Origin of the sequence: Aliikangiella marina, assembly GCF_007004765.1 — a bacterium.
Classification (GTDB): domain Bacteria; phylum Pseudomonadota; class Gammaproteobacteria; order Enterobacterales; family Kangiellaceae; genus Aliikangiella; species Aliikangiella marina.
Genome location: NZ_VIKR01000001.1, coordinates 375,530 through 397,403, shown reverse-complemented (window position 1 = coordinate 397,403; position 21,874 = coordinate 375,530). Strand labels below are relative to the sequence as shown.

Below are 21,874 nucleotides of genomic sequence, written 5' to 3'. Positions count from 1 at the left end.
ATGAAAAAAGAATTACTTAAATACTGCCTATTTATCGGCATTCTAGTGACATTGACCAATAATGCTTCCGCCAAGTCGACTATCATTGACGAGGTAACCGATTTAGCAGAAATTGGTATACTCGCCAAACAAGATAACGCAAAGGTCGGTAAAACTTTAATCGTTTTCGACATCGACGATACACTGTTGGAAGCCAATCATTTTGTCGGCAGCGACAAATGGTATAACTGGCAAAAAGGCCGTGCTTCTTTTGATCCAAAAGGGCAGCCGGTCACCATAAATCCTTCTGAAGAATATGGTTGTATTTCTAGTCTCTTGAGCACATTTTTTGAATTAGGCTCAACTCATCTTACTCAAGCCAACACCGTTGAAATAGTTAACAGTCTAAGAGCGTTTGATTTAATCATGCTCACGGCAAGAACAACCAGTTATCGAATTCCAACTGAACGCGAACTCTCCCGTTTTAAATTAGACTTTTCCGATGAGCATTTACTCGAAAAAAATGTCGGAATGATATTTGACCTCAACGATGGTCGAAGAACGGCTAAAGTGACTTATCAAAATGGCGTTGTGTTGTCATCTGGCTTGAATAAAGGATTAGTTTTAGCAGAAGTACTATCTCGTGCAAACAAACAATACGACTACATCTACTTTATTGATGACAGTCGAAAAAATATTAAGTTAATGCACGAAGCTTGGCAAAATAAAGGCGCGCTAGTCAGAAACTTGCATTACACTCGCGTCGATAAGTCAATCAGTCAGTCAGAAATCACGCAATCAAATGAAATTAAACAGCAACTCGATGAGTTTATTCAGACAGCCTACCCTGAAAGAGCAAAAATATTTGCTGAAGGGCGCTGTCAATAAAATTGTTTGTGTCGTGAGTTTTATGATAGACAAACTTTTAACTGGTGTGTGACAATGCGCGCCGCGAAAAATGGACATATGAGGAATAACAATGGCGGTCTACGAAATTAAACATCCGCTTATAAGACATAAGCTTAGTCTAATGAGACAAGATGGAAGAAGTACGCGAAGTTTTAGACAACTTGCTGCAGAAGTAGGGGCTTTACTGACCTACGAGGCAACCAAAGATCTTGAATTGGAAGACTACGCTATGCAAGGTTGGCAAGGTCCAATAACAGGCGAACAAATCAAAGGAAAAAAAGCAACCGTTGTACCGATCTTAAGAGCCGGTATTGGAATGCTTGACGGTGTTTTAGAGATGATGCCCAGCGCAAAAATAAGTGTCGTTGGTCTCTATCGCGATGAAGAAACTTTGCAACCCGTCTCTTACTTCGAAAAGTTAACCAGCAACATTGAAGAGCGCATGGCACTGATCATTGATCCCATGCTGGCTACTGGTGGCTCTATGATTGCTACTATCGATTTACTCAAAAAAGCTGGCAGCAAAAATATTCGAGCACTTGTTTTAGTCGCCGCGCCTGAAGGAATCAAAGCACTAGAGTCGAGTCACCCAGATGTTGATATTTATACTGCTAGCATCGATGAAAAACTTGATTCAAACGGTTATATCATTCCAGGTTTAGGAGATGCAGGCGATAAAATTTTTGGAACTAAATAACAACCGTTTTACAGTTCAATAAAAACTTTTGACCAGCAGTCACTCGCCGAAAATTGAAACTCCTTCGGCGAGTGGCGAAATCTCTAAATAGTCCGCTATCGATTGACCGATATCACAAAAGCTTTGACGTACGCCATAATTTTTTGCTGAGTCTTGGTTGGGTATATAAGCCAAAAATGGGACATACTCTCGAGTATGGTCGGAACCGTGCCAAGTCGGGTCGCAACCATGATCCGCGGTGAGGATTAATAAATCATCAGCCTTCATGGCATCGATAATTTCAGGTAACCTTTGGTCAAAATGTTCCAGCGCACTCGCATATCCAGCAACGTCTCTGCGATGTCCAAAAGACTGATCAAATTCTACAAAGTTAGTAAAAATTAAACTTCCGTCTTTAGCCGAATTAAGTGCGGCAATTGTTGTATCAAACAATGAGTCGTGCCCTGAGACTTTGGTTTTATGAGTCACTCCACGATGTGCAAATATATCGGCTATCTTGCCAACCGAATGCACTTCTCTGCCGTCAGCGACTAGCTTGTCGAGCAAGGTTTCTTCATGGGGAGGTGTTGTATAGTCTTTACGATTGCCGGTACGAGTAAACTCACCAGCTTCTCCAACAAATGGCCGCGCAATAACTCTTCCAATATTAAACTCATTTAATAGTTCTCGCGCAACTTCACAGATTTCATATAATCGTTCAAGACCAAAGTGAACTTCATGAGCCGCTATTTGAAACACAGAATCCGCTGACGTGTAACAGATAGGATAACCCGTTTTTATATGCTCCTCTCCAAACCGATTGATTATTTCAGTTCCAGAGCTATGACAGTTTCCTAAAATATCTTTGATTCCACACCGTTGTTTAAACGCTCGGATAAAGGCTGGCGGAAAACTGTTGGTTTTATCAAAGAAATATCCCCAATCAAACCGAACTGGTACGCCGGTTATTTCCCAGTGGCCAGAAGGCGTATCTTTACCAGTAGAAACCTCTGCACAAGCAGCGTAATTAGCCACAATTTTCTCATTCCATTTTGCAACATCAGGCTTTATCCCAGACGCTACAAAATTAGCCTCACCTAAACCGAGCGACATTAAATTGGGAATACTAAGTGCTCCATCCGATCGGATAGCGTCATCAGTATTACTGGCACACCACGAGGCAATACTTCCCAAAGTATTGGAACCAGTGTCACCGAACTTTTCAGCGTCAGGCGCTGCACCTATTCCCAAACTGTCTAAAACTAAAATTATTGCTCTTGGCAAAACTGATCAACTCTCGCTGTTCAAAACGGCCACCATTATACCGTGGTTTTTTGCTAAAAGGTATGCGTTATCTCGCTTCTATCCATAGCCAAACCGACACAATTAACGATATAATTAGCGATTAATTTTTTTACAAAAGCTTTAGTCAAATGGAAAAAACATTCATTACCGCACAGGAACTACTCGACATGTCTTTCGAGCTAGGCATTCAAATTTTAAAAAGTGACTTTAGTCCTAAATTTATCGTAGCAGTTTGGCGTGGCGGTACCCCTGTCGGTATTGCCGTTCAGGAAGTCATGGATTATTACGGCGTTAAAACCGATCATATTTCGATTCGAACTAGCAGCTATATCGGCATGCAACAGCAAAAAGAAGTTAATGTTCATGGCTTAGAATATATCGTTAACAATATCAATGCAGAAGATAGTCTACTGATTATCGATGACGTCTTTGATAGTGGACGTTCAATTGAAGCTCTCATTAAAGAGTTACGGCACAAGTGCCGTCGCAATACGCCAAATGATATTCGAGTAGCGACGGTGTATTACAAACCGAAGAGAAACGTTACTGATCTAAAACCTGATTTTTACCTCAAGGAAACAGATGACTGGTTAGTCTTTCCACATGAATTAATCGGTTGTACTCCGGCAGAAATAAAAAATAATAAAAAACTTAACTTGCCTGAGCTAGATCTTTAAAAACGACTACTCCATTAATCGAGACTGCGAATAATTAAGCGGGACATCTTCATTTCAATGATGTTGTTCCGCGTTGGCGATTGGCAATTAAAGCAATCTTATTTCGCTGTAAACTTTATTTCGCTGCAAGCCTTTGCTTCATTAAGCAAGATAGCCAATAAGGAAAACCTAAATGGCAAAGTTGTATTTTCGCTATGGAACAGTGAGTTCCGCAAAAACATTAAACCTACTCGCCGTTGTGCATAATTATGAGCAAAAAGATCAACGCGCGCTCTTGGTTAAACCTATCATGGATGATCGATTTGGAAAAAAATTGGTCAAATCGAGAGCAGGCTTGGAACGAGCCGCAGATTTTTTGATTGATAATGATAACCTTGATGAATTTTGGGGCGATGCACTTGCAAATGTCGCTTGCATCGTTGTCGACGAAGCACAATTCTTATCCGAAGCAGTCATCGACCACTTCAGAAAAATCACTGTCACTTACAATATTCCCGTTATTTGTTATGGGTTGAGAACCGACTTTAGAACTAATTTATTTGAAGGCGCTAGGCGATTATTTGAAGTTGCAGACTCGATTGAAGAAATTAAAACGGTCTGCGCTAAATGTGGCCGCAAAGCGATTATAAACCTCAAGCTCACCAATGGCGTACCAACTGTCGATGGACCGCAAGTACAATTAGGCTGTGAAGAAAGCTATATCCCTGTCTGCTACAAACATTATATGGATTTAATTGCCGAAAAATAACAGGGTTTGTAGAGGACCAGCAGAACTAAAGCTCGGTCTATAGAACTCGTTGTTTTATCAGAAAACTCATTGCTGTAAAACGATCGGTTGGTTTAAACAAAAACCATCTTATCGAGGGGCGCAATTTACGATTTTAACAAGGAAAATACATCAAGAAAAAACTGAAGCAGGAATGTGATTCAACCGGGCTGGCGTTCCAGCTCGCGACCCTCAATTTTGAGGCTTTCCTCAACAAAAGGACCTAACACTTTCTCGTATAAAAGATATTTGGAGCAGGAACGTGATTCAACCGGGCTGACGCTCCAGCTCGCGCCCCTCAATTTTGAGGCTTTCCTCAACAAGAAGACCTAACACTTTCTCGCATAAAAGATATTTGGAGCGGGAAACGTGATTCGACCGGGCTGGCGTTCCAGCTCGCGACCCTCAATTTTGACGCTTTCCTCAACAAAAGGACCTAACACTTTCTAGCATCCAAAATAATTGGAGCGGGAAACGTGATTCGACCGGGCTGGCGTTCCAGCTCGCGACCCTCAATTTTGAGGCTTTCCTCTACAAAAGGACCTAACACTTTCTCGTGTAAAAAATATTTGGAGCGGGAAACGTGATTCGACCGGGCTGGCGTTCCAGCTCGCGACCCTCAATTTTGAGGCTTTCCTCAACAAAAGGACCTAACACTTTCTGGCATAAAAGATATTTGGAGCGGGAAACGAGATTCGACCGGGCTGGCGTTCCAGCTCGCGACCCTCAATTTTGAGGCTTTCCTCTACAAAAGGACCTAACACTTTCTCGTGTAAAAAATATTTGGAGCGGGAAACGTGATTCGACCGGGCTGGCGTTCCAGCTCGCGACCCTCAATTTTGAGGCTTTCCTCAACAAAAGGACCTAACACTTTCTGGCATAAAAGATATTTGGAGCGGGAAACGAGATTCGAACTCGCGACCCCAACCTTGGCAAGGTTGTGCTCTACCAGCTGAGCTATTCCCGCATAGAGAAATCAAAACGATGTTTTGATTAATGGTGCCTGGGGCCGGAATCGAACCGGCACGACCGTTAAGTCGCAAGATTTTAAGTCTTGTGTGTCTACCAATTTCACCACCCAGGCATTGGGCTTTTTTCTTACTCTTTAAGAGTAAAAATGGAGGCTGGAGTCGGAATCGAACCGGCGTCCACGGAGTTGCAGTCCGCTGCATAACCACTCTGCCATCCAGCCTTCGTTCGCTCCAAGGATAACTCAATCCAACCCTTAGCGCTAAAAAAACCTCAAGGCATATACTTTTTAAAAGCTCAAGTACGTGCTGATGAGGTTTAACTTTTGAACGTTCTCGTCAAAGCTTTAACTCGAAGCGCCCAAAATAATTGGAGCGGGAAACGAGATTCGAACTCGCGACCCCAACCTTGGCAAGGTTGTGCTCTACCAGCTGAGCTATTCCCGCTTCAAGTGGACAGGCATTTTACAGCAAGATTATGTTCTGTCAAGCGCGATTATCGATAGTTTTTAAACTTTTTTAGTATCACGTTAATTTGCTGAAAATATAGCCAATTCTCTTAATTTTAGGGGCCTACAGCGCAGTTAGTCTTGCGACTTTTGGTCAGTATTTACGACCTTGGTACTGCCTGGCTCATATTTGGCAGCAGCCATCAATGGCCAGGTTGCCTGTAAATAGACAAACATCGACCAGAGCGTCAGTGCTACGGCTATATACAAGAATATATAACCCCAAATATATAACCAAGAATGATCCCAAATATTGGTGACATCTGCTTCTGCGCCCGCCAACAACAAGAAGAATATTGCTGATAACTGCATCAAAGTCTTAATTTTAGCGATAAAGACCACTTTCACCGCCGAGCGCTCTCCATACTCAGCCATCCACTCCCTGAGTGCCGACACGGTTATTTCTCGACTAATGATCACCAGCGCTGGCGCTGCAATCCATATTGTCGCGTGCTGTTCAACCAATAATACGAGTGAAGCCGCGACCATGAGTTTATCGGCGACCGGATCCAAGAACTCACCGAGCGGAGATTGCATATCGAATTTTCGCGCAACCCATCCGTCAAACCAATCTGTCCACCCGACTATGGCGAAAATAATCGCGGCAGTCGTTTGTCCCCAAGGCACCGGCAAGTAAAAGAAAAAAACTAGTAAGGGAATACAGATGATTCGAAAAGACGTGAGGAGATTTGCAATATTCATTTTATTTGTTGTAGATGCGCTCGATGAAAGTTATTTTAACATCCGAAACTAAGATGTCATTAATTATCTTTTTGGGTTTCCTGGTGAAAATTTAGACACCAATAACAACACGCTCATCCTATCTTCAATACGACTCAGTGATGTAATGCAATAGTTAACGCATTAGTCAAAGCAATTATCAATGCAATTGGTCATAAATCGTTTGCGCGAGTGACTCACTAATCCCGTCGACCTGTTTGAGATCGTTAACACCCGCACGTAAGACTTCTTGGATACCACCAAAGTGCTGAATAATGGCTCGTCGCCGTTTAGCACCAACCCCGGGGATCCCTTCCAACACAGATGTTCGACGTTGCTTATCGCGTTTGCCTCGGTGCCCAGTGATCGCAAAGCGGTGAGCCTCATCGCGAATCGCCTGAATCAAGTGCAACCCTAAAGAATCTTCTTCTAGTCTGCGTGCGATTGCTTCACTCGGAAAAAATATTTGCTCCATACCTGCCTTACGTTCGGTTCCTTTTGCAACGCTAATCAATGTAATCTCTTGCGCCAAATCCAAATCTTCTAAGACTTTTTGTGCCTGGTTGAGCTGTCCTTTGCCGCCGTCAATAATGAGCAAGTCTGGGAGTCGAGCTTCTTCACGCACCAACCGTTCAAACCGTCGTCTGACCGCCTGTTGAATGGCCGCGTAATCGTCTCCTTCTTTGACATCTTTAATATTAAAACGTCGATAGTCACTCTTTTTGGCTTGCCCTTGATCGAAAACGACACAGGAAGCAACGGTTTGTTCTCCTTGGAAGTGGCTAATATCAAAACACTCCATTCTCAGGGGCAACCTGTCTAAACCGAGTTCATCCATTAAGCTTTGCATGCGCTTTTGGGTATGGTTTTTACTCGCCAACTTAGCAATTATCATTTCGTTAAGATTTCTCTTCGCCATCGCTAGCCATCCCGCACGACTCGTTTTAACTTTGTGCGCAAGACGAACTTTACTTTCTCTCATTTCGCTTAATTGTTCTGCAATGGCCTTTGCCTCTCGCAATTCGTGACTGGTTACTATTTCAGAAGGTAACTCATTTTGCGGAGCGGTATAGAAATGACTAATGAAAGACTCAAGGATTTCTTCTGCACTCGTATCCTTTGGCACCTTGGGAAAAAAGTTTCTACTACCCTGAACCATGCCATTTCGAATATTGAGCATAAAAATGGCACCGGTTTTTTCTTTTATCCCAGCAGCAATAATATCGACATCGGAGTCACTGCCTTGAACGGCTTGTTTTTCTAGCACCCGTCTTAATTGGATAATTTGATCGCGTATTTGTGCGGCTTTTTCAAACTCAAGCGCCTCCGAGGCTTTCATCATTCGCTCGTTAAGTACCTTGATCACTGAATCATTTTTTCCTTGATAAAAAAGCCGAACAAGCTCAACATCTTTAGCGTATTCCTCTTGCGAAATTATGCCGACACATGAGCCGCTACATCGTTTTATTTGATACTGAAGGCAAGGTCGAGTTCGATACTTAAAAACGCTATTTTCGCATTGACGAATTAAAAAAAGTTTTTGCATCATTGAGATACTATATCTAGCCGCAGTAGACCCCGTAAATGGACCAAAGTAATTGCCTTTGCGCGTTTGACGACCACGATGAATACTTAATCGAGGAAAGGCCTCATTAGATAGAAAGATATAAGGGTATGTTTTATCGTCACGAAAAATAACATTGTATCGAGGACGGTATTTTTTAATAAACTGGTTTTCTAAAATCAGCGCTTCATTTTCGCTATCGGTAATAACCGTCTGAATATCGCGAATTTGTGCAACCATAGCCCGAGTTTTCGGCGAATGATCTTGTTTTTGAAAATAACTCGAGACGCGTTTTTTGAGATTCTTGGCTTTGCCAACGTAAATGATCTCTTGTGTCTCATTAAGCATTTGATAAATGCCCGGCCGCTGAGTCAGGTTGGTTAGAAACGATTTGTGATCAAATTTCGAGCTGGAAATGATGCTTACCTTGTCAAAAAAATTGCTGAACTTATTTTAACAGCAGTTGCACATCATTTTCATTTTTGATTTGTTGTGCATAAGAAGATACGCAGAAAAATGATAAAAGCGCCAAAATAAAAGTCGCTGTAAAAGTACAAGAACTATCATTTGATCATCGGGCGAGCGCGGAAAGTGACTTTTAGGATTGTAAAATATCTTGGCGAGCGAATACAGCACGCAAAAGTGGGTCTGACATTTTTCGAATGAATGTGTTTTTTCGAATAAATGTGTTTTTTCGAATAAATGTGTTTTTTCGCATAAATGTATCTAGTACAGCGATGACGAAAATGAGACTTAACCGATGTCCAAAACTTACCGCTAAAGCTAAAGCGCGGCTTTGTGGTATTAAAGCCGCAATCTCGCTTAAAGCTTTTCGGGTTCGATTACACCGTGGCGAATGGCCATATGCGTTAACTCAACATCGTTCTCAATTTTGAGTTTTTCAAACAGTCGATATCGATAGCTATTAACCGTTTTCGGGCTTAAAAAAAGCTGCTCCGAAATATCCTGCACTTTCTGGCCTCGGGTAATCATCAACATTACTTGCATTTCCCGATCGGATAAATCATCAAATGGACTGCCCTCTTCGGGGTTTACAGCTTTAAGCGCCATTTGCTGAGCGATGTCTGGCGCGAGATATCGTTTACCGCTGGCGACTTGGCGAATCGCGATAATCATTTCTTCGATTCCAGCATCCTTAGTCACATAACCCGCAGCACCAGCTTGCATAAAGCGTGTGGGATAGGGTTCATCACCATGAACTGTTACCGCCACCACTTTTACATCGGGATCAAATCTCACTAACCGGCGAGTTGCTTCCAACCCTCCGATACCAGGCATATTCGCATCCATTAACACCACATCAGGTCTCAGCTCGCGAGCTTTTGCAACCGCATCTTCGCCGCTCTCAGCCTCTGCCACAACAGTGATCTTGTCTTCATCTGCTAGTAAACGACTTATGCCGCTTCTGATCAACTCGTGATCATCCACAATCATTACTTTAATCAATCGTCCCCTCCGGAATTATTGCGCTTACCTCCCTAACGAATAGAGCTTACCACTTTAACTTGAACAAAAAAATAAATTAAATCGCAAATACTGGGAATTGCTTGTTATAAGTCGGCAACATCCGAGGAACCTGCTTAAAAATCAGTCTATACTGGTTGATAGAACGCCAACAGATTATTAAAACGATTTTTTATGTCATTCGACAAATTTGACTGGTAAAATCGCGCCTCAAAATCGACAGGTTAAAACGGAACTGATTATGCTCGACTACCAAGCACCAGAAAACTTACTGAAAGATCGCGTTATATTAGTAACCGGCGCAAGTGATGGGATTGGCAAGGTTATCGCCAAAGAATATGGCCGACTTGGCGCAACAGTGATACTCCACGGGCGAGATACGAACAAGTTGGAGAAAGTGTACGACGAAATGGTAGAAGCTGGATGTCCACAGCCAGCGATTATTCCATTAAACTTAGTTAATGCGACGATGGAACAATACGCGAGTCTTGCGGAGACAATCGCTAAAGAATTGGGGCGTCTTGACGGAATTGTTCATAATGCAGCAATGATTAGCGAGCTTGCACCGATTGAATATACTGCTGTTGAAACCTGGCAGCAGATGATGCAAGTCAATATCAACTCAGTTTTCTTGATTACAAAGGCATGTTTGCCTTTACTCAGAGAAGCGCCAAATGCATCAATAATTTTGACCTCTTCGGGAGTCGGCCGCCAGGGTCGTGCTTTTTGGGGACCTTACGCCGTTTCAAAGTTCGCGATTGAGGGATTTAATCAGGTGTTAGCGGATGAATTGGACAACTCGAATATCCGGGTCAACGCCATAAACCCTGGCGCAACACGAACTAAAATGAGAGCCACAGCCTTCCCTGCCGAAGACAAATACAGCATTGTCGCGCCCGAACAAATTGCCCCCTTGTATTGTTATTTAATGGGCGATGATAGTCTAGACGTTCACGGTCAATCGATCGATGCCCAACCCAAGTAATCGCGTTTGAACCAAGAAAAAGCTCATCTACAGCAACCGTAAGAACGCAATAAAGCGAAAAAATAGACCGTGTTTTAAGCATTCCTTCCTATGCTCATGCTTAAAACACTGTCAATATCCGGGCGTTTAAACATCAGTGAATCAATAATTGTCACTTTTTTGGCAGTTTTCCAGCCCTAATTCTTTCTCGCTCATAAAATTGACACTCCCGCAAAAACAAAGCTAAGTTATTGATTTTAAAAGAAGCAAAAGCGCCATAAAAACAACACTTATTAAATATAACTTTAAGTAGTTGCCATAAGTTATTGAATTAATTAGACTTAAGAAAACTGGCACAGCCATTGCTACAGTCATATCGAATGTGACCAAAATCCCCCATAGGTTGAGGAAAACCACGGTTGTTTAGAGAGAAACTGTAGTAATTAGAGGCAAAACATGAACGCATTTTCAACATCAAAAGTTATCGGCATTGAGGGCTACCGCAACGCAACTAAAGGTAACAAAGAACCTTTAGACGTCACTGGTCTTGCCCTGAGGCTTCAACAGACTTTAGAAATTGCGCCGCTTCTACAAACCTTTTGTGATGAGCTTGCATTTTCAATTCCTTGTGACTCTGTCAGCTATCGCAATGCGCATACCGCATTCAAATATCACACCGGCGAGCTACGCGCTCACCGATGTCGTTATCAACTAGAGTTAGAGAACGATTATTTGGGTCATATAGAATGCAGTCGATCTAAACCTTTTACGATGAAAGAGACGGACTTAATTGAACGACTACTCAGTCTCTTAATTTATCCGTTGAGAAATTCGTTACTCTATCAAAAAGCGGTCGATGACTCTTACCGCGATCCTTTGACACAAATCGGTAATCGCGCGGCATTTAATGAAGCTCTGAACAGAGAAATCTGTTCGTTCAAAAGACACCTTACGAGTTTCTCACTGATGGTCATCGATATTGACCATTTTAAGAAAGTTAATGACACCTACGGTCATATTGCGGGCGACGGTGTACTTCAGTCGGTGGCTAAAGAAATTAAAAATACCTTACGCCGCTCAGATGAAGTTTTTCGCTATGGTGGCGAGGAATTTGTGGTAATGCTATCTAATACCGACTTGGATGGCGCTAAATTTATAGCCGATCGCATTCGTAAAAACATCAGTAAAATGACCGTTGAAAGCCATTCAGAAATTAAAGTGACGGCCTCTATTGGTGTCTCTGCTACGGATGTTATTCGTGATGTAAATGATACGCTATATCACGCTGACAAAGCGTTGTACCAAGCAAAAGAAGAAGGTCGAAATCGCGTCGTAGTTCGACCTTAATAGCCCTTTTCAATCTGTCCCATTGTTGGACCGCTTAACCTCTCCTGTTAAGCATGTAAAACAAAAAACGGCGATAGTATTATCGCCGTTTTTTTATGTGTGCTTTTTGTTCAAGCGGCTTTTTGTTTTAACCCTCTACTCAAAGCGCAAAACAAAATAATACCATCAATTAGTCGTAAAAAGATTCACCCGCCGCCGCTTTTTCAACCAATAACTTGGCCGGTTCAAAGCGATTGCCGTGGGCATCTTGGAATCCTTTGAGCTTATCAACAACGGTTTGTGCACCCATCGCGTCGATGTAACGGAAGGGACCTCCCAAGAACGGCGGGAATCCAATTCCAAAAATCGCGCCAATATCGCCATCGCGAACGTTGCGAATAATTTTGTCTTCTAAACATTTAACCGCTTCGTTGACCATCATTAACAAACATCTTTCGACAATTTGATCGGCCGCCATTTGATTGCTCGGCTGAATTCCCAGTAGCGAATAAATAGACTCATCAACTGGCTTCTTACCTTTGCCTTTAACGTCATAGCGGTAAAAACCTTTTTTGTTTTTACGGCCTTTTCGATCATCTTTTGCTAACTTATCAAACATTGCGGGAGGCGTCATGCGTTCACCAAAAGCCGCTTCGAGAATTGGAGAGACTTTTGTCGCAACATCAATTCCAACTTCATCCAATAATGTCATCGGGCCAACAGGGAATCCAGCGTCCACCAGAGCTTTATCAATTTTATCGACTGCGACACCGTCAACCAACAACTGTCCAGCTTCATTCATGTAAGGTGCTAAAATACGGTTTACATAAAATCCAGCGCCATCGTCAACAACAATGACGGTTTTGCCTTGTTGCTTACCAAATTCGACTGATGTGGCGATGACTTCATCCGACGTTTTGTCGCTTTTGATGATTTCTAATAATGGCATCTTTTCAACTGGAGAAAAGTAATGAAGGCCAACAATTCTCTCTGGGCGCTTAGCGCCTTTCGCAATATCAGTAATTGGGATTGACGAAGTATTGGTTGCAAAAATAACATCTTCTGGACAATTTTCTTCAATATCTTTGACCATTTGCTGCTTAAGTGACAAATCCTCAAACACCGCCTCAATGACCAAATCAGTGCGTTTGAACCCCTGGTATTGAGTGGTCCCACTGATCCCCGCAAAACGCTTACTCGCTTCATTTAATGACATTCTGCGACGTTTGACTTGTTTGCGGAAAATTTCCCAGCAGTACTTAAGGGCATTGTTGATGCCGTTCTCACTAATATCTTTAATTCGAACTTTTTTGCCCGCTTTATTGGCAGTGACGTAGGCAATACCTGCCCCCATTAAACCGCCCCCGAGAATAGCAACTTTGTCGATCGCTTTCGTTTCAACTTCCGAATCAACGCCAGTGTCCTTCTTCATTTGCGTAGTCGCAAAGAATATATTCATCAGCTGCTGAGATTCTTTTGAAACGACAAGCTCTCCAAAAAGTTTTGCTTCAGTTTCTAAACCCGCATTAAATCCTTGTTCCATACCGACCTTAACGCATTCAATGATCTTAGGCGGCGAAGGATAATTACCTCGGGTCTTTTTGGTTACCGTTTGCAACGCTTTATCAAAAATAATATTGCGACCGTAGCTACTCGTTTCCAAAGCCAGCTTTTGTAGTTGGCTCATATCAAATAACGATTTAGCAGAGAAGTCGGGCTTTAAATCGCGCACTTTTCGTTTGCGTTTACCAATCAATTTATGGGCTAACTTATCCGCCGCTTTTCTTAAGTTCGCTAAAGGGACTACCTCATCAACTAAACCAATTTTCTTGGCTTGTTTTGCCACTAACTGCTTACCCGTCAGCATCATATCGAGTGAGGTTGCTATTCCTACTAAACGCGGCAAACGCTGTGTTCCACCACCGCCCGGTAGTACACCCAGCTGAACTTCAGGTAAGCCGAGCCGAGTGATCTTGGCATCGGTACAAATTCGATGACTACAGGCCATTGCTAATTCAAGCCCGCCGCCTAAACAAGCGCCATGAATAGCAGCAATAACAGGCATGTTGAGATCTTCTAATTGTCCAAAAATAACGTGGCCTTTTTTGGCCAGTTCGACCGCTTCTTCTGCCTTAGTTATCTTTTCTAATTGGCTTATATCCGCACCGGCAACAAAGTTGGTCTCTTTTCCGCTAATTAATACCAAAGCCTTAACATCTTTATTGGCTTTGATTTCATCAAACAACGCGTTGATATCGTCGACTAACTCGGCTTTCAAAGTATTTTGAGATTCGCCTTTGACATCGATAGTGACCCAGCCAATCCCCGACTCGGAAACTTCAAGACTAAAAACTGATTCTTTTTTGCTACTCATTTATTCAGCCTCCAAGATCATTGCCGCACCTAATCCACCTGCCGCGCAAGCAGTTGTCAAAGCCGTTCCGCCACCTCGACGTTTTAACTCTCTCAATGTTTGAGTAATCATTCTTGCTCCTGTCGCCGCAAAAGGATGTCCATATGCCAGCGAGCCGCCAAGGACATTAAATTTGTCCATATCAATCTCACCAATAGCGCTCGAGCGATTTAATTTTTCTTCAGCAAATTGCTTACTCGCGAAGGCTTTTACATTACATAAAGTCTGCGCCGCAAATGCTTCGTGCATGTCGACTAAATCTAGGTCAGATAATTTCATACCCGCTCGGTCTAAGGCAATCGGAGTTGCATAAGATGGGCCCATCAACATATCGTGAGTCGCATCGATTGCCGCAAACCCGTAGCTCTTGATAAACCCGAGCGGCTCATAACCGAGTTCCTTGGCTCGTGACTCGCTCATCATCAATAGAGAAGCCGCACCGTCGGTTAAAGCGGTCGAGTTTGCAGCGGTAAGCGTACCATGCTTTTTATCGAACGCGGGACGCAACTTTTTGTATGCATCAAGTTCTGAGTTAAAACGAACGGTATTATCTCGCGATAGTGACTCTTTGAATGGCTCAACATAAGCGGTCATGACTTCATCGTCCAACAGACCTGCTTCCCATGCTTTGGCCGCTAGTGTATGCGAGCGGTGTGCAAATGCATCCTGCTCTTCACGACTAATCCCATGATCTCGAGCCATCTGCTCAGCGTTTTGCCCCATGGTAAGACCTGTTGAATACTCCTTAACAGAAGGTGGCACTGGCGCTAAGTCGCTTGGTCGTAATTGGCTTAAAATCTTTAAACGTTGACCGAGCGTTTTTGCTTTTGACAGATTCAAAAGCATCGCCGACAGCTTTTTGGTAACACCAATTGGCACGACTGAAGAGGTATCGGCTCCGCCGGCAACACCAACAGAAATCGCCCCAGCCATGATTGACTCGGCGATATTAACCGTTGATTGAAAGCTTGTAGCGCAGGCTCGCGACACGCTATACGCATCAGTATTAACGTCCATGCCAGAGCCTAAGACAATTTCACGCGCAATATTAGGCGCTTCTGGCTGAATGAGAACCTGTCCAAATACCACTCGATCAATAAGGGAAAGCTCTATATCGGCACGATTTAGCATTTCCGAAACGACCATTTTCCCCATATCAATGGCATTGGTACTTTTGAAATGCGTTAATTGTCTTGCAAATGGAGTGCGTAAACCCGCGACGACGGCAACTCTATCTCCAGAACCCACTTTTTTAGCTTTGGTCGCTTTTCTTGCAGTCGTTTTTTTGGCTGTTGTTGTTTTTGTTTCTTTTTCAGCCACTTCAGTTTTATTACTCATAAGTTCTTCTCTCTTATTCTCACGAATGTAGTGAACACTGCAGTTGTTTATCGCAAAACACTCAAAACTTCAGTCAGCGGCGTTATAAACGGCGACTAACCACTAAATCACGGTAAGCGCTACACTATTCACAGGCAATGCGCTGAATTTAACTCATCCGACCAATTAATTCAAACGTTTGTTTGAATTCAACAACATTAGAAAAATATGACTAGTGAGTTATTTTTTCCTTTGAAATCATAAAGATAAGAAAAAACAAAGCGAACTTATGACTTTCTTATAAATGTAAGAATTCACAAATTCGCTGTTATTGTGTTTGATTTTAGATAATTTTCACTGATTTAGGACAACATATTCTTTATGCTATCAGCGAAACGCGTGACTCGCTCTTTGAAAGTTCGTCGGACTTTAACGTCAACGCCACTGAACAAGCACATCCCTTCAATAATAATCGTCGGTACATCCGCGGAAACACTCGATGGTGCCGAGTTGCTTACACCACCAAAAATGCTGAAAACGTTGACCTGAACGTTAACATCTTCGGGAACGTAAATATTACAGCCACCAAAAATACTATGAATCTTAATTTTCACTGTCGGATACGCAAAACGCGCTTCGGTAAAATCAATATCTCCACCACCAAACACGTTCAAAATGTTGAGTACCTTGGGAACGTTCCACATGCCGGTGCGATCACCACCTCCAAAAATATGAATCATTTGCTCTTCTTCTTTCCGAGTATCAAACTCACCTTGAGAGGCGTAACCGGTTTTCATCGACATTTCTCGCTTTTTAATGTCGACGTAATTTTGATCAACCATTAAATCAAGATCTTCGGTTAGTTGTTTCAGGGAGACGGGATCTTGAGAAGCCATTGCCTTGTCTAACCGCCGCTCAAATGCCTCCAAAGAAATTTTTCCGTGTCCGTAGTTCATAACCAATTGATCAATCACTTCTTCTCTGACTTGTTCGAGCGGTCTATCTGCAGTTTCTACTGGCATGCTGGATTCCTTTATCTATTATTTTTGCAACTAGTGTAACGTTAAAAAGTAGTCCCTACCATCGTCAAATGATTACAAGAGCATTGCATTTGTTGCGATTTGTAACCAGATTATTTTGGTTTAAGTACTTTGTTTATCGAGTTGTTTGAGCAAACCTCATGCCAAAATAAAACTTCAATGTTATCAACAAGATAAAGTAACACGTTTGATATAATTTGGCGAAAAAGACAATTGTTTGAGTTATTTCACTATCTTGACTTATTGGATATTCCCAAAAGACTCAATTTGATTGAGTGCGCTGGTGGTATCGATTTTCTGAATGGTTTGCGTCAATCACTTATCGAAACCTTTTTTCCTTATGCTATCGATATTAGGCAATAAAACAAAACCCGGGATCAAATTGAACGTTTTCCTCGTCTGGATAGCCACGCGGGTTGCATAAGATTCTGCTTTCACCAATAAAATAATCTGAGGTGTTGTGTAGATGACCGTGGAGCCAAAATTTTGGAGAATGTGTTTTTATAAAATCGTCAAGCGCAGAAGTATACGCAGCAGTCGTAAAGTCTCCTCGACAATCACCGGGGACTGAATGAATCGAAGGAGCGTGATGAGTAACCACAACATTAGTTTCGCCCCGATGACGCTCTAGACTTTTTCCGAGCCAATCGAGGGAACGTTTATGAATTATTGCGGTGTCGATCGAGCGTAGTTTCGAATAATTTGGAAGACGTTTTATTTTTTTATAGTCATTCATTTTTTGCTGACAGTGATACCCCGCTATTTTGGGATCACCAAACAGCTTAAAATCGGTCCATAGCGTACAGCCCAAAAAGTTAACATGACCAACCTTAAGCACCTCGTTTTCAAGCACATGGATGTTAGTATGCTTAGTTAGCTTTTTTAGCTCCGCGAGCAGCTTTGGGTAGGTTTTACCGTAATATTCATGATTACCTAAAACATAAATAACGGGTCTGTTAATGATGTTGTTTAGAGCCCAACGGACACCTCTATCTTTGGTATGAATGTCTCCAGCCAATACCAAAACATCAGCGCCAATATCCTGATAGGAAAAGTCATGAAACTCAAGATGAAGGTCACTGAGTAGGTGAATTTTCATTGGAATGCAAAATTTAAAAATTATTGTCTAAAGAAGCGGAACTCGCTGATTATTTGCGTACTTGCCCGTCTCCTAAAACAATAAACTTCTCACTAGTTAATGATTCTAATCCCATGGGACCATAGGCATGTAGCTTTGATGTTGAGATACCAATTTCTGCACCAAGCCCCAGTTCACCACCATCTGAAAATCGAGAGGAGGCATTGACCATAACCACAGAGGCATCAACGCGATTAATAAATTCATTAGCATTCTCTTGTTTTTCGGTAACGATGACTTCGGTATGGTTAGAGCCGAAAACATCGATGAACTGAATGGCTTCGTCTAAGTCGTCCACAATTTTTAAAGATATTTTTAAATCTAAGAATTCACAATGAAATAAATCATCATCGGCAGCCTCTATGTTTTGTAGAATATCAACTGACCGATCACAGCCATAAATCGTTACGTTTTTACTAACCAGTAAATCATAGAGTTTGGGTAAAAACGCTTGAGCGATATTTTGATGAACCAGCAAACCTTCTAGCGAATTACACACACCCGGTCTTTGCGTTTTGCCGTTAACGATTAGTGCTAATGCGTTATCCAGATTCGCGGACTCATCAACAAACAAATGGCAAACCCCTTTGTAATGCTTAATAACAGGAATATGACTATGTTCAACAACATGTCTGATAAGTCCCTCTCCACCGCGAGGAATCACTAAATCAATAAACTCATCAAATTTCAACAGCGCATCGAGTGCGCTTCGATCGGTCGTATCAAGTACGATTATCGAATCTTGATGAAAACCACTCAGTTCGAGTGCCTCTCGCCAACATCTACCGATCGCTTGATTTGAATTAAACGCTTCTTTGCCACCTCGTAAAATAATTTGATTACCACTTTTCAAAGCTAAAGCCGCAGCTTCTACGGTCACATTAGGACGCGATTCATAAATCATCAGAATCACACCAATCGGTATCCGTTTCTTGGTAACATTGATACCGCTAGGTTGCCTTTTAATCGGATAGTCTTTTACTAGTGGATCGTCTAAACCGGCGACAAACTCTAGTACAGATTGCATTTGTTGAATCAGCACTGGCGTGATGGTCAGTCGATCAATCATCGCATTCGACAAGCCACTCTCTTTAGCATGCTGACAGTCGAGCTGATTAGCCTGAATGATTTCCGCTTCTCTCTTTTTGAGAATATTCGCCATATTAATTAGCAGCGTATTCTTTTGAGCAGTTTTTTTAGTTACCAGAGAACGAGCAGCCGACTTAGCGGCTTGACATTGCGAGAAAAGTGAATCACTTAACCCGAGTAGCGCGGTATCATCCATTGTGCGATTCCTTATTAATTTGGCTTTTAAACCAGGTTCCAGTCGTTTGATTGCGCTTTAATCGCTCAAAAGTTTCTACATTTCTGCCGTTAACAATTAGCGTATCAATACCAGCATCACTGGCAAACTTAGCGGCCTGTAATTTGGTTTGCATTCCACCGGTCGCTATTGGATTATCGGTGGCGCCAGCAATCGCAAAATGAGAGTCCTCAATTTTTTCCACCAGCGGTATCAACTGAGCTTTATCGTGAGTTTTCGGATTCTTATCGAACAACCCTTCCACATCACTACAAATAATTAATAAATCTGCATTACACATTTCTGCCACTTGCGCGGCTAGATTGTCGTTGTCACCAACAACTAACTCATCAACAACGACTGAATCATTCTCGTTAATAATGGGTATCGCTTGCATCGACAATAATGTATTAATGGTATTTTTTGCATTAGCGCGTCGTTGCAGGCTTTCCAAGTCAGAGCGCGTTAGTAAAATCTGTGCGCAATGATTATCGAACAGTTTTTGCCAATGTTGCATCAAATGAGTTTGACCAATTGAAGCGAGTGCCTGCTTCTGTGGGATAGATAACTTTTGTGCCAGATGATGATTAGTTAAGCCAGAACCGGCCGCGACAGAACCCGAGGAGACGATGACAACATCTTTACCTTGTTGCAAGCAATGATGAACGAAATCAGCTAGTGATAACAAATAGCGAACACTACTTCCCCGTCCCTCTGGGGCAATTAGCGCACTGCCAACTTTAATAACCACTTTCTGAAAATGACAAAAATCCTGCATGAAAAACCAAAGCTACTCTATCAACAAACTTGTTCAGATTAACCTAAAATCCTACTCAATCTCGCCGCTAAAACAAGCTGAGATTGGTGTAAAACAATAATAAAAAGTAATAAGGTTTAACTGACACGGATGGGTAAGCGACTCGCGCCCCAAGCGCCCACGCTCGATTCGAATACACCTGGAATTTTATTTCCACATTGATCACATGTGCCATTGGCGTCTATGTGCCAATCACTCAGTTCATACCAATCTCTGCCAATCACTCGCTGATTACAGCTAGCACAGTATGTGCTTTGAGTCTTTTTGTCATGCACATTGCCAGTATAAACATACGAGAGTCCAGTTTTTAGCGCTATTTCACGCGCTCGCAATAGCGTCTTCAGGGGGGGCGCGGGGATGTCATTCATCTTCCAGTCAGGATGAAATGCGGTGAAATGCAGGGGAATATCGCCACCAAGATTATCGACAACCCACTGGGTTAGCGCTTCTATTTCTGTGTCTGAGTCATTATGCCCTGGAATCAATAAGGTCGTAATTTCAAACCAGACGTTTGTTTCCTGTTTTAAATAGATTAGTGTATCTAAAACTGGCTGTAGATGTGCGCCAGTGAGTTTGTAATAAAACTGTTCTGTAAACGCCTTAAGATCGATATTAGCGGCGTCCATGTATTTAAAAAACTCTCGTCTTGGCACTTCGCAAATATATCCCGCGGTAACTGCAACACTTTTAATCTCTTTTTCCCGGCAAGCTTGCGCGATATCAATCGCATACTCATGAAAAATCACCGGGTCATTATAGGTATAAGCAATGCTCCGACAACCGTAGCGTGATGCTGCCTCAGCGATTTGTTCTGGAGAAGCATGGGAGGCCAGGCTATCTATTTCTCTCGATTTACTGATATCCCAGTTTTGGCAAAACTTACAGGCTAAGTTACAACCAGCCGTTCCGAAAGATAATACTGGAGTACCCGGTAGAAAATGATTGAGTGGCTTTTTTTCAATCGGATCGATACAAAATCCGCTTGACCGACCATAAGAAGTTAAACATATCTTATCACCTAGATTTTGGCGAACAAAACACAGCCCTCTTTGACCTTCTTTCAACTTGCAAAAGCGAGGACAAAGATCACATTGAACCCGGTTATCGGCTAACGTGTGCCAATAATTAGTTGGATGAATAAAAGCACTCATAGGTTAAGCATGAGGCTTGATTGAAAAATTTCAAGTCAAAGTTGGCTAAGGTGTTTTTTTCATATGAAAAATCACGCTATCAACTCCTTTCCTTCTAAGAATCTCAATATTGTTTGATTCGTGTCAAAACAGCGTCATTAATCTTGGTTTAGTATATAAAAGTAGGCAGCAAGTTGTCGCTGAGCAGTTACTGTTTTTAACCTTATTAACATCCCAATTGATGAGGAGATATGCGATGAGTTTAGTAAGATGGAATCCGTTAAGAGACTTCGATAGTTTTTTCACGCCGACTAACCGTTTCTTTAGCACACCAGAAATGAAAAATGTTGAAACCAGCTGGAAGCCATTAGTAGATGTTACTGAAGACGCATCAGAATACTTGATAAAAGCTGAGTTGCCAGAAGTCAAAAAAGAAGATATTCACGTCACCAGTAATAATGGTTATTTAACGATTAGCGGTGAAAGAAAATTTGAGAAAGAAGATAAAAAGCTACACACCATGGAACGTTTTTATGGCAGCTTCGAGCGTAGTTTCAATTTACCCGACGACGTCAGAGAAGAAGATATCAACGCTGAATTTAAAGATGGTTTGTTAACACTTCACTTAAGAAAAACTGAAGTCCCACAAGCATCCCAAACACGAATTGACATCAAGTAGTCATAAAACGTCAATAAAAAGGCTACTTAATCTAAGTAGCCTTTTTTGTATCTCAAATATTAATTTCTGAAGACTTTTATGACAAAAACTCTCGGTTACTGGAAATTTTGAGAATTGCGAGCATACTTATTTTAGACATCAACTGATAATTGATGAGTTCGGTTGTCTCTTCAATACAAGAAGCGCTTA

Annotated in this window: 18 protein-coding genes and 4 tRNA genes; 7 read left to right on the top strand and 15 right to left on the bottom strand. The window is 42.1% G+C overall.

All coding sequences use genetic code 11. The features are described 5' to 3' along the window. Together FLL45_RS01860 and upp are read left to right on the top strand one after the other, a co-directional pair. Positions 1–867 carry a DUF2608 domain-containing protein gene (locus tag FLL45_RS01860; protein ID WP_142888086.1) on the top strand — a complete coding sequence of 289 codons (867 nt, stop codon included), beginning with the start codon at positions 1–3 and terminating at the stop codon, positions 865–867. 91 nt (positions 868–958) lie between these two features. Then, a complete protein-coding gene (gene upp / locus FLL45_RS01855) occupies positions 959–1,585 on the top strand; it encodes a uracil phosphoribosyltransferase (RefSeq protein WP_142888085.1) in 627 nt (208 codons plus the stop codon). Between the two features lie 39 nt (positions 1,586–1,624). On the opposite strand, the gene FLL45_RS01850 is transcribed toward upp, so the two are convergent. Then, positions 1,625–2,848: a phosphopentomutase gene (locus tag FLL45_RS01850; protein WP_142888084.1), complete on the bottom strand. Its 1,224-nt coding sequence runs from the start codon at positions 2,846–2,848 to the stop codon at positions 1,625–1,627. Between the two features lie 149 nt (positions 2,849–2,997). Here FLL45_RS01850 and FLL45_RS01845 point away from each other — a divergent pair, with 149 nt between their 5' ends. Continuing rightward, positions 2,998–3,546 carry a phosphoribosyltransferase gene (locus FLL45_RS01845; protein WP_142888083.1) on the top strand — a complete coding sequence of 183 codons (549 nt, stop codon included), beginning with the start codon at positions 2,998–3,000 and terminating at the stop codon, positions 3,544–3,546. A 172-nt stretch (positions 3,547–3,718) separates the two neighbouring features. Beyond that, positions 3,719–4,294, top strand: coding sequence for a thymidine kinase (locus tag FLL45_RS01840; protein ID WP_142888082.1), 576 nt, complete (start codon positions 3,719–3,721; stop codon positions 4,292–4,294). A gap of 909 nt (positions 4,295–5,203) precedes the next feature. Here the strand turns inward: FLL45_RS01840 and FLL45_RS01835 are convergent. The 7 genes from FLL45_RS01835 to uvrY form a co-directional block, all read right to left on the bottom strand. After that, positions 5,204–5,279, bottom strand: a tRNA-Gly gene (locus FLL45_RS01835). Between the two features lie 30 nt (positions 5,280–5,309). After that, positions 5,310–5,396 (bottom strand) — tRNA-Leu (locus tag FLL45_RS01830). A 34-nt stretch (positions 5,397–5,430) separates the two neighbouring features. Next, positions 5,431–5,504, bottom strand: a tRNA-Cys gene (locus tag FLL45_RS01825). Between the two features lie 147 nt (positions 5,505–5,651). Then, positions 5,652–5,727, bottom strand: a tRNA-Gly gene (locus tag FLL45_RS01820). A gap of 137 nt (positions 5,728–5,864) precedes the next feature. Continuing rightward, entirely contained in the window at positions 5,865–6,491 is a 627-nt protein-coding gene (gene pgsA / locus FLL45_RS01815; protein ID WP_142888081.1) for a CDP-diacylglycerol--glycerol-3-phosphate 3-phosphatidyltransferase, read from the bottom strand. Positions 6,492–6,669: 178 nt separating this feature from the next. After that, positions 6,670–8,490, bottom strand: a complete 1,821-nt coding sequence (gene uvrC / locus FLL45_RS01810; RefSeq protein ID WP_142888080.1) for an excinuclease ABC subunit UvrC — start codon at positions 8,488–8,490, stop codon at positions 6,670–6,672. 405 nt (positions 8,491–8,895) lie between these two features. After that, a complete protein-coding gene (gene uvrY / locus FLL45_RS01805; protein WP_142888079.1) occupies positions 8,896–9,540 on the bottom strand; it encodes a UvrY/SirA/GacA family response regulator transcription factor in 645 nt (214 codons plus the stop codon). A 259-nt stretch (positions 9,541–9,799) separates the two neighbouring features. On the opposite strand from uvrY, the gene FLL45_RS01800 reads away from it, so the two are divergent. Together FLL45_RS01800 and FLL45_RS01795 are read left to right on the top strand one after the other, a co-directional pair. After that, complete coding sequence (locus tag FLL45_RS01800; RefSeq protein WP_142888078.1) at positions 9,800–10,543, top strand: YciK family oxidoreductase; 744 nt, start codon at positions 9,800–9,802, stop codon at positions 10,541–10,543. 435 nt (positions 10,544–10,978) lie between these two features. Then, positions 10,979–11,869 (top strand): GGDEF domain-containing protein, encoded by an 891-nt coding sequence (locus tag FLL45_RS01795; RefSeq protein WP_142888077.1) that lies wholly within the window; start codon positions 10,979–10,981, stop codon positions 11,867–11,869. 169 nt (positions 11,870–12,038) lie between these two features. Here the strand turns inward: FLL45_RS01795 and fadJ are convergent, their stop codons facing one another. The 7 genes from fadJ to amrS form a co-directional block, all read right to left on the bottom strand. Continuing rightward, positions 12,039–14,222 (bottom strand): fatty acid oxidation complex subunit alpha FadJ, encoded by a 2,184-nt coding sequence (gene fadJ / locus FLL45_RS01790; RefSeq protein WP_142888076.1) that lies wholly within the window; start codon positions 14,220–14,222, stop codon positions 12,039–12,041. Next, complete coding sequence (fadI, locus tag FLL45_RS01785) at positions 14,223–15,599, bottom strand: acetyl-CoA C-acyltransferase FadI (protein ID WP_142888075.1); 1,377 nt, start codon at positions 15,597–15,599, stop codon at positions 14,223–14,225. 341 nt (positions 15,600–15,940) lie between these two features. Next, positions 15,941–16,600: a LiaF domain-containing protein gene (locus FLL45_RS01780; RefSeq protein ID WP_142888074.1), complete on the bottom strand. Its 660-nt coding sequence runs from the start codon at positions 16,598–16,600 to the stop codon at positions 15,941–15,943. A 370-nt stretch (positions 16,601–16,970) separates the two neighbouring features. Beyond that, complete coding sequence (locus FLL45_RS01775) at positions 16,971–17,717, bottom strand: metallophosphoesterase (RefSeq protein WP_142888073.1); 747 nt, start codon at positions 17,715–17,717, stop codon at positions 16,971–16,973. Positions 17,718–17,766: 49 nt separating this feature from the next. Next, positions 17,767–19,041 carry a glutamate-5-semialdehyde dehydrogenase gene (locus FLL45_RS01770; protein WP_142888072.1) on the bottom strand — a complete coding sequence of 425 codons (1,275 nt, stop codon included), beginning with the start codon at positions 19,039–19,041 and terminating at the stop codon, positions 17,767–17,769. After that, positions 19,034–19,837 (bottom strand): glutamate 5-kinase, encoded by an 804-nt coding sequence (gene proB, locus FLL45_RS01765; RefSeq protein ID WP_142888071.1) that lies wholly within the window; start codon positions 19,835–19,837, stop codon positions 19,034–19,036. Before proB ends, FLL45_RS01770 begins: the two co-directional genes overlap by 8 nt. A gap of 116 nt (positions 19,838–19,953) precedes the next feature. After that, positions 19,954–21,027 carry an AmmeMemoRadiSam system radical SAM enzyme gene (gene amrS / locus FLL45_RS01760; RefSeq protein ID WP_142888070.1) on the bottom strand — a complete coding sequence of 358 codons (1,074 nt, stop codon included), beginning with the start codon at positions 21,025–21,027 and terminating at the stop codon, positions 19,954–19,956. A gap of 235 nt (positions 21,028–21,262) precedes the next feature. Here amrS and FLL45_RS01755 point away from each other — a divergent pair, with 235 nt between their 5' ends. After that, positions 21,263–21,685, top strand: a complete 423-nt coding sequence (locus FLL45_RS01755; RefSeq protein WP_142888069.1) for an Hsp20/alpha crystallin family protein — start codon at positions 21,263–21,265, stop codon at positions 21,683–21,685. Positions 21,686–21,874: the final 189 nt, after the last annotated feature.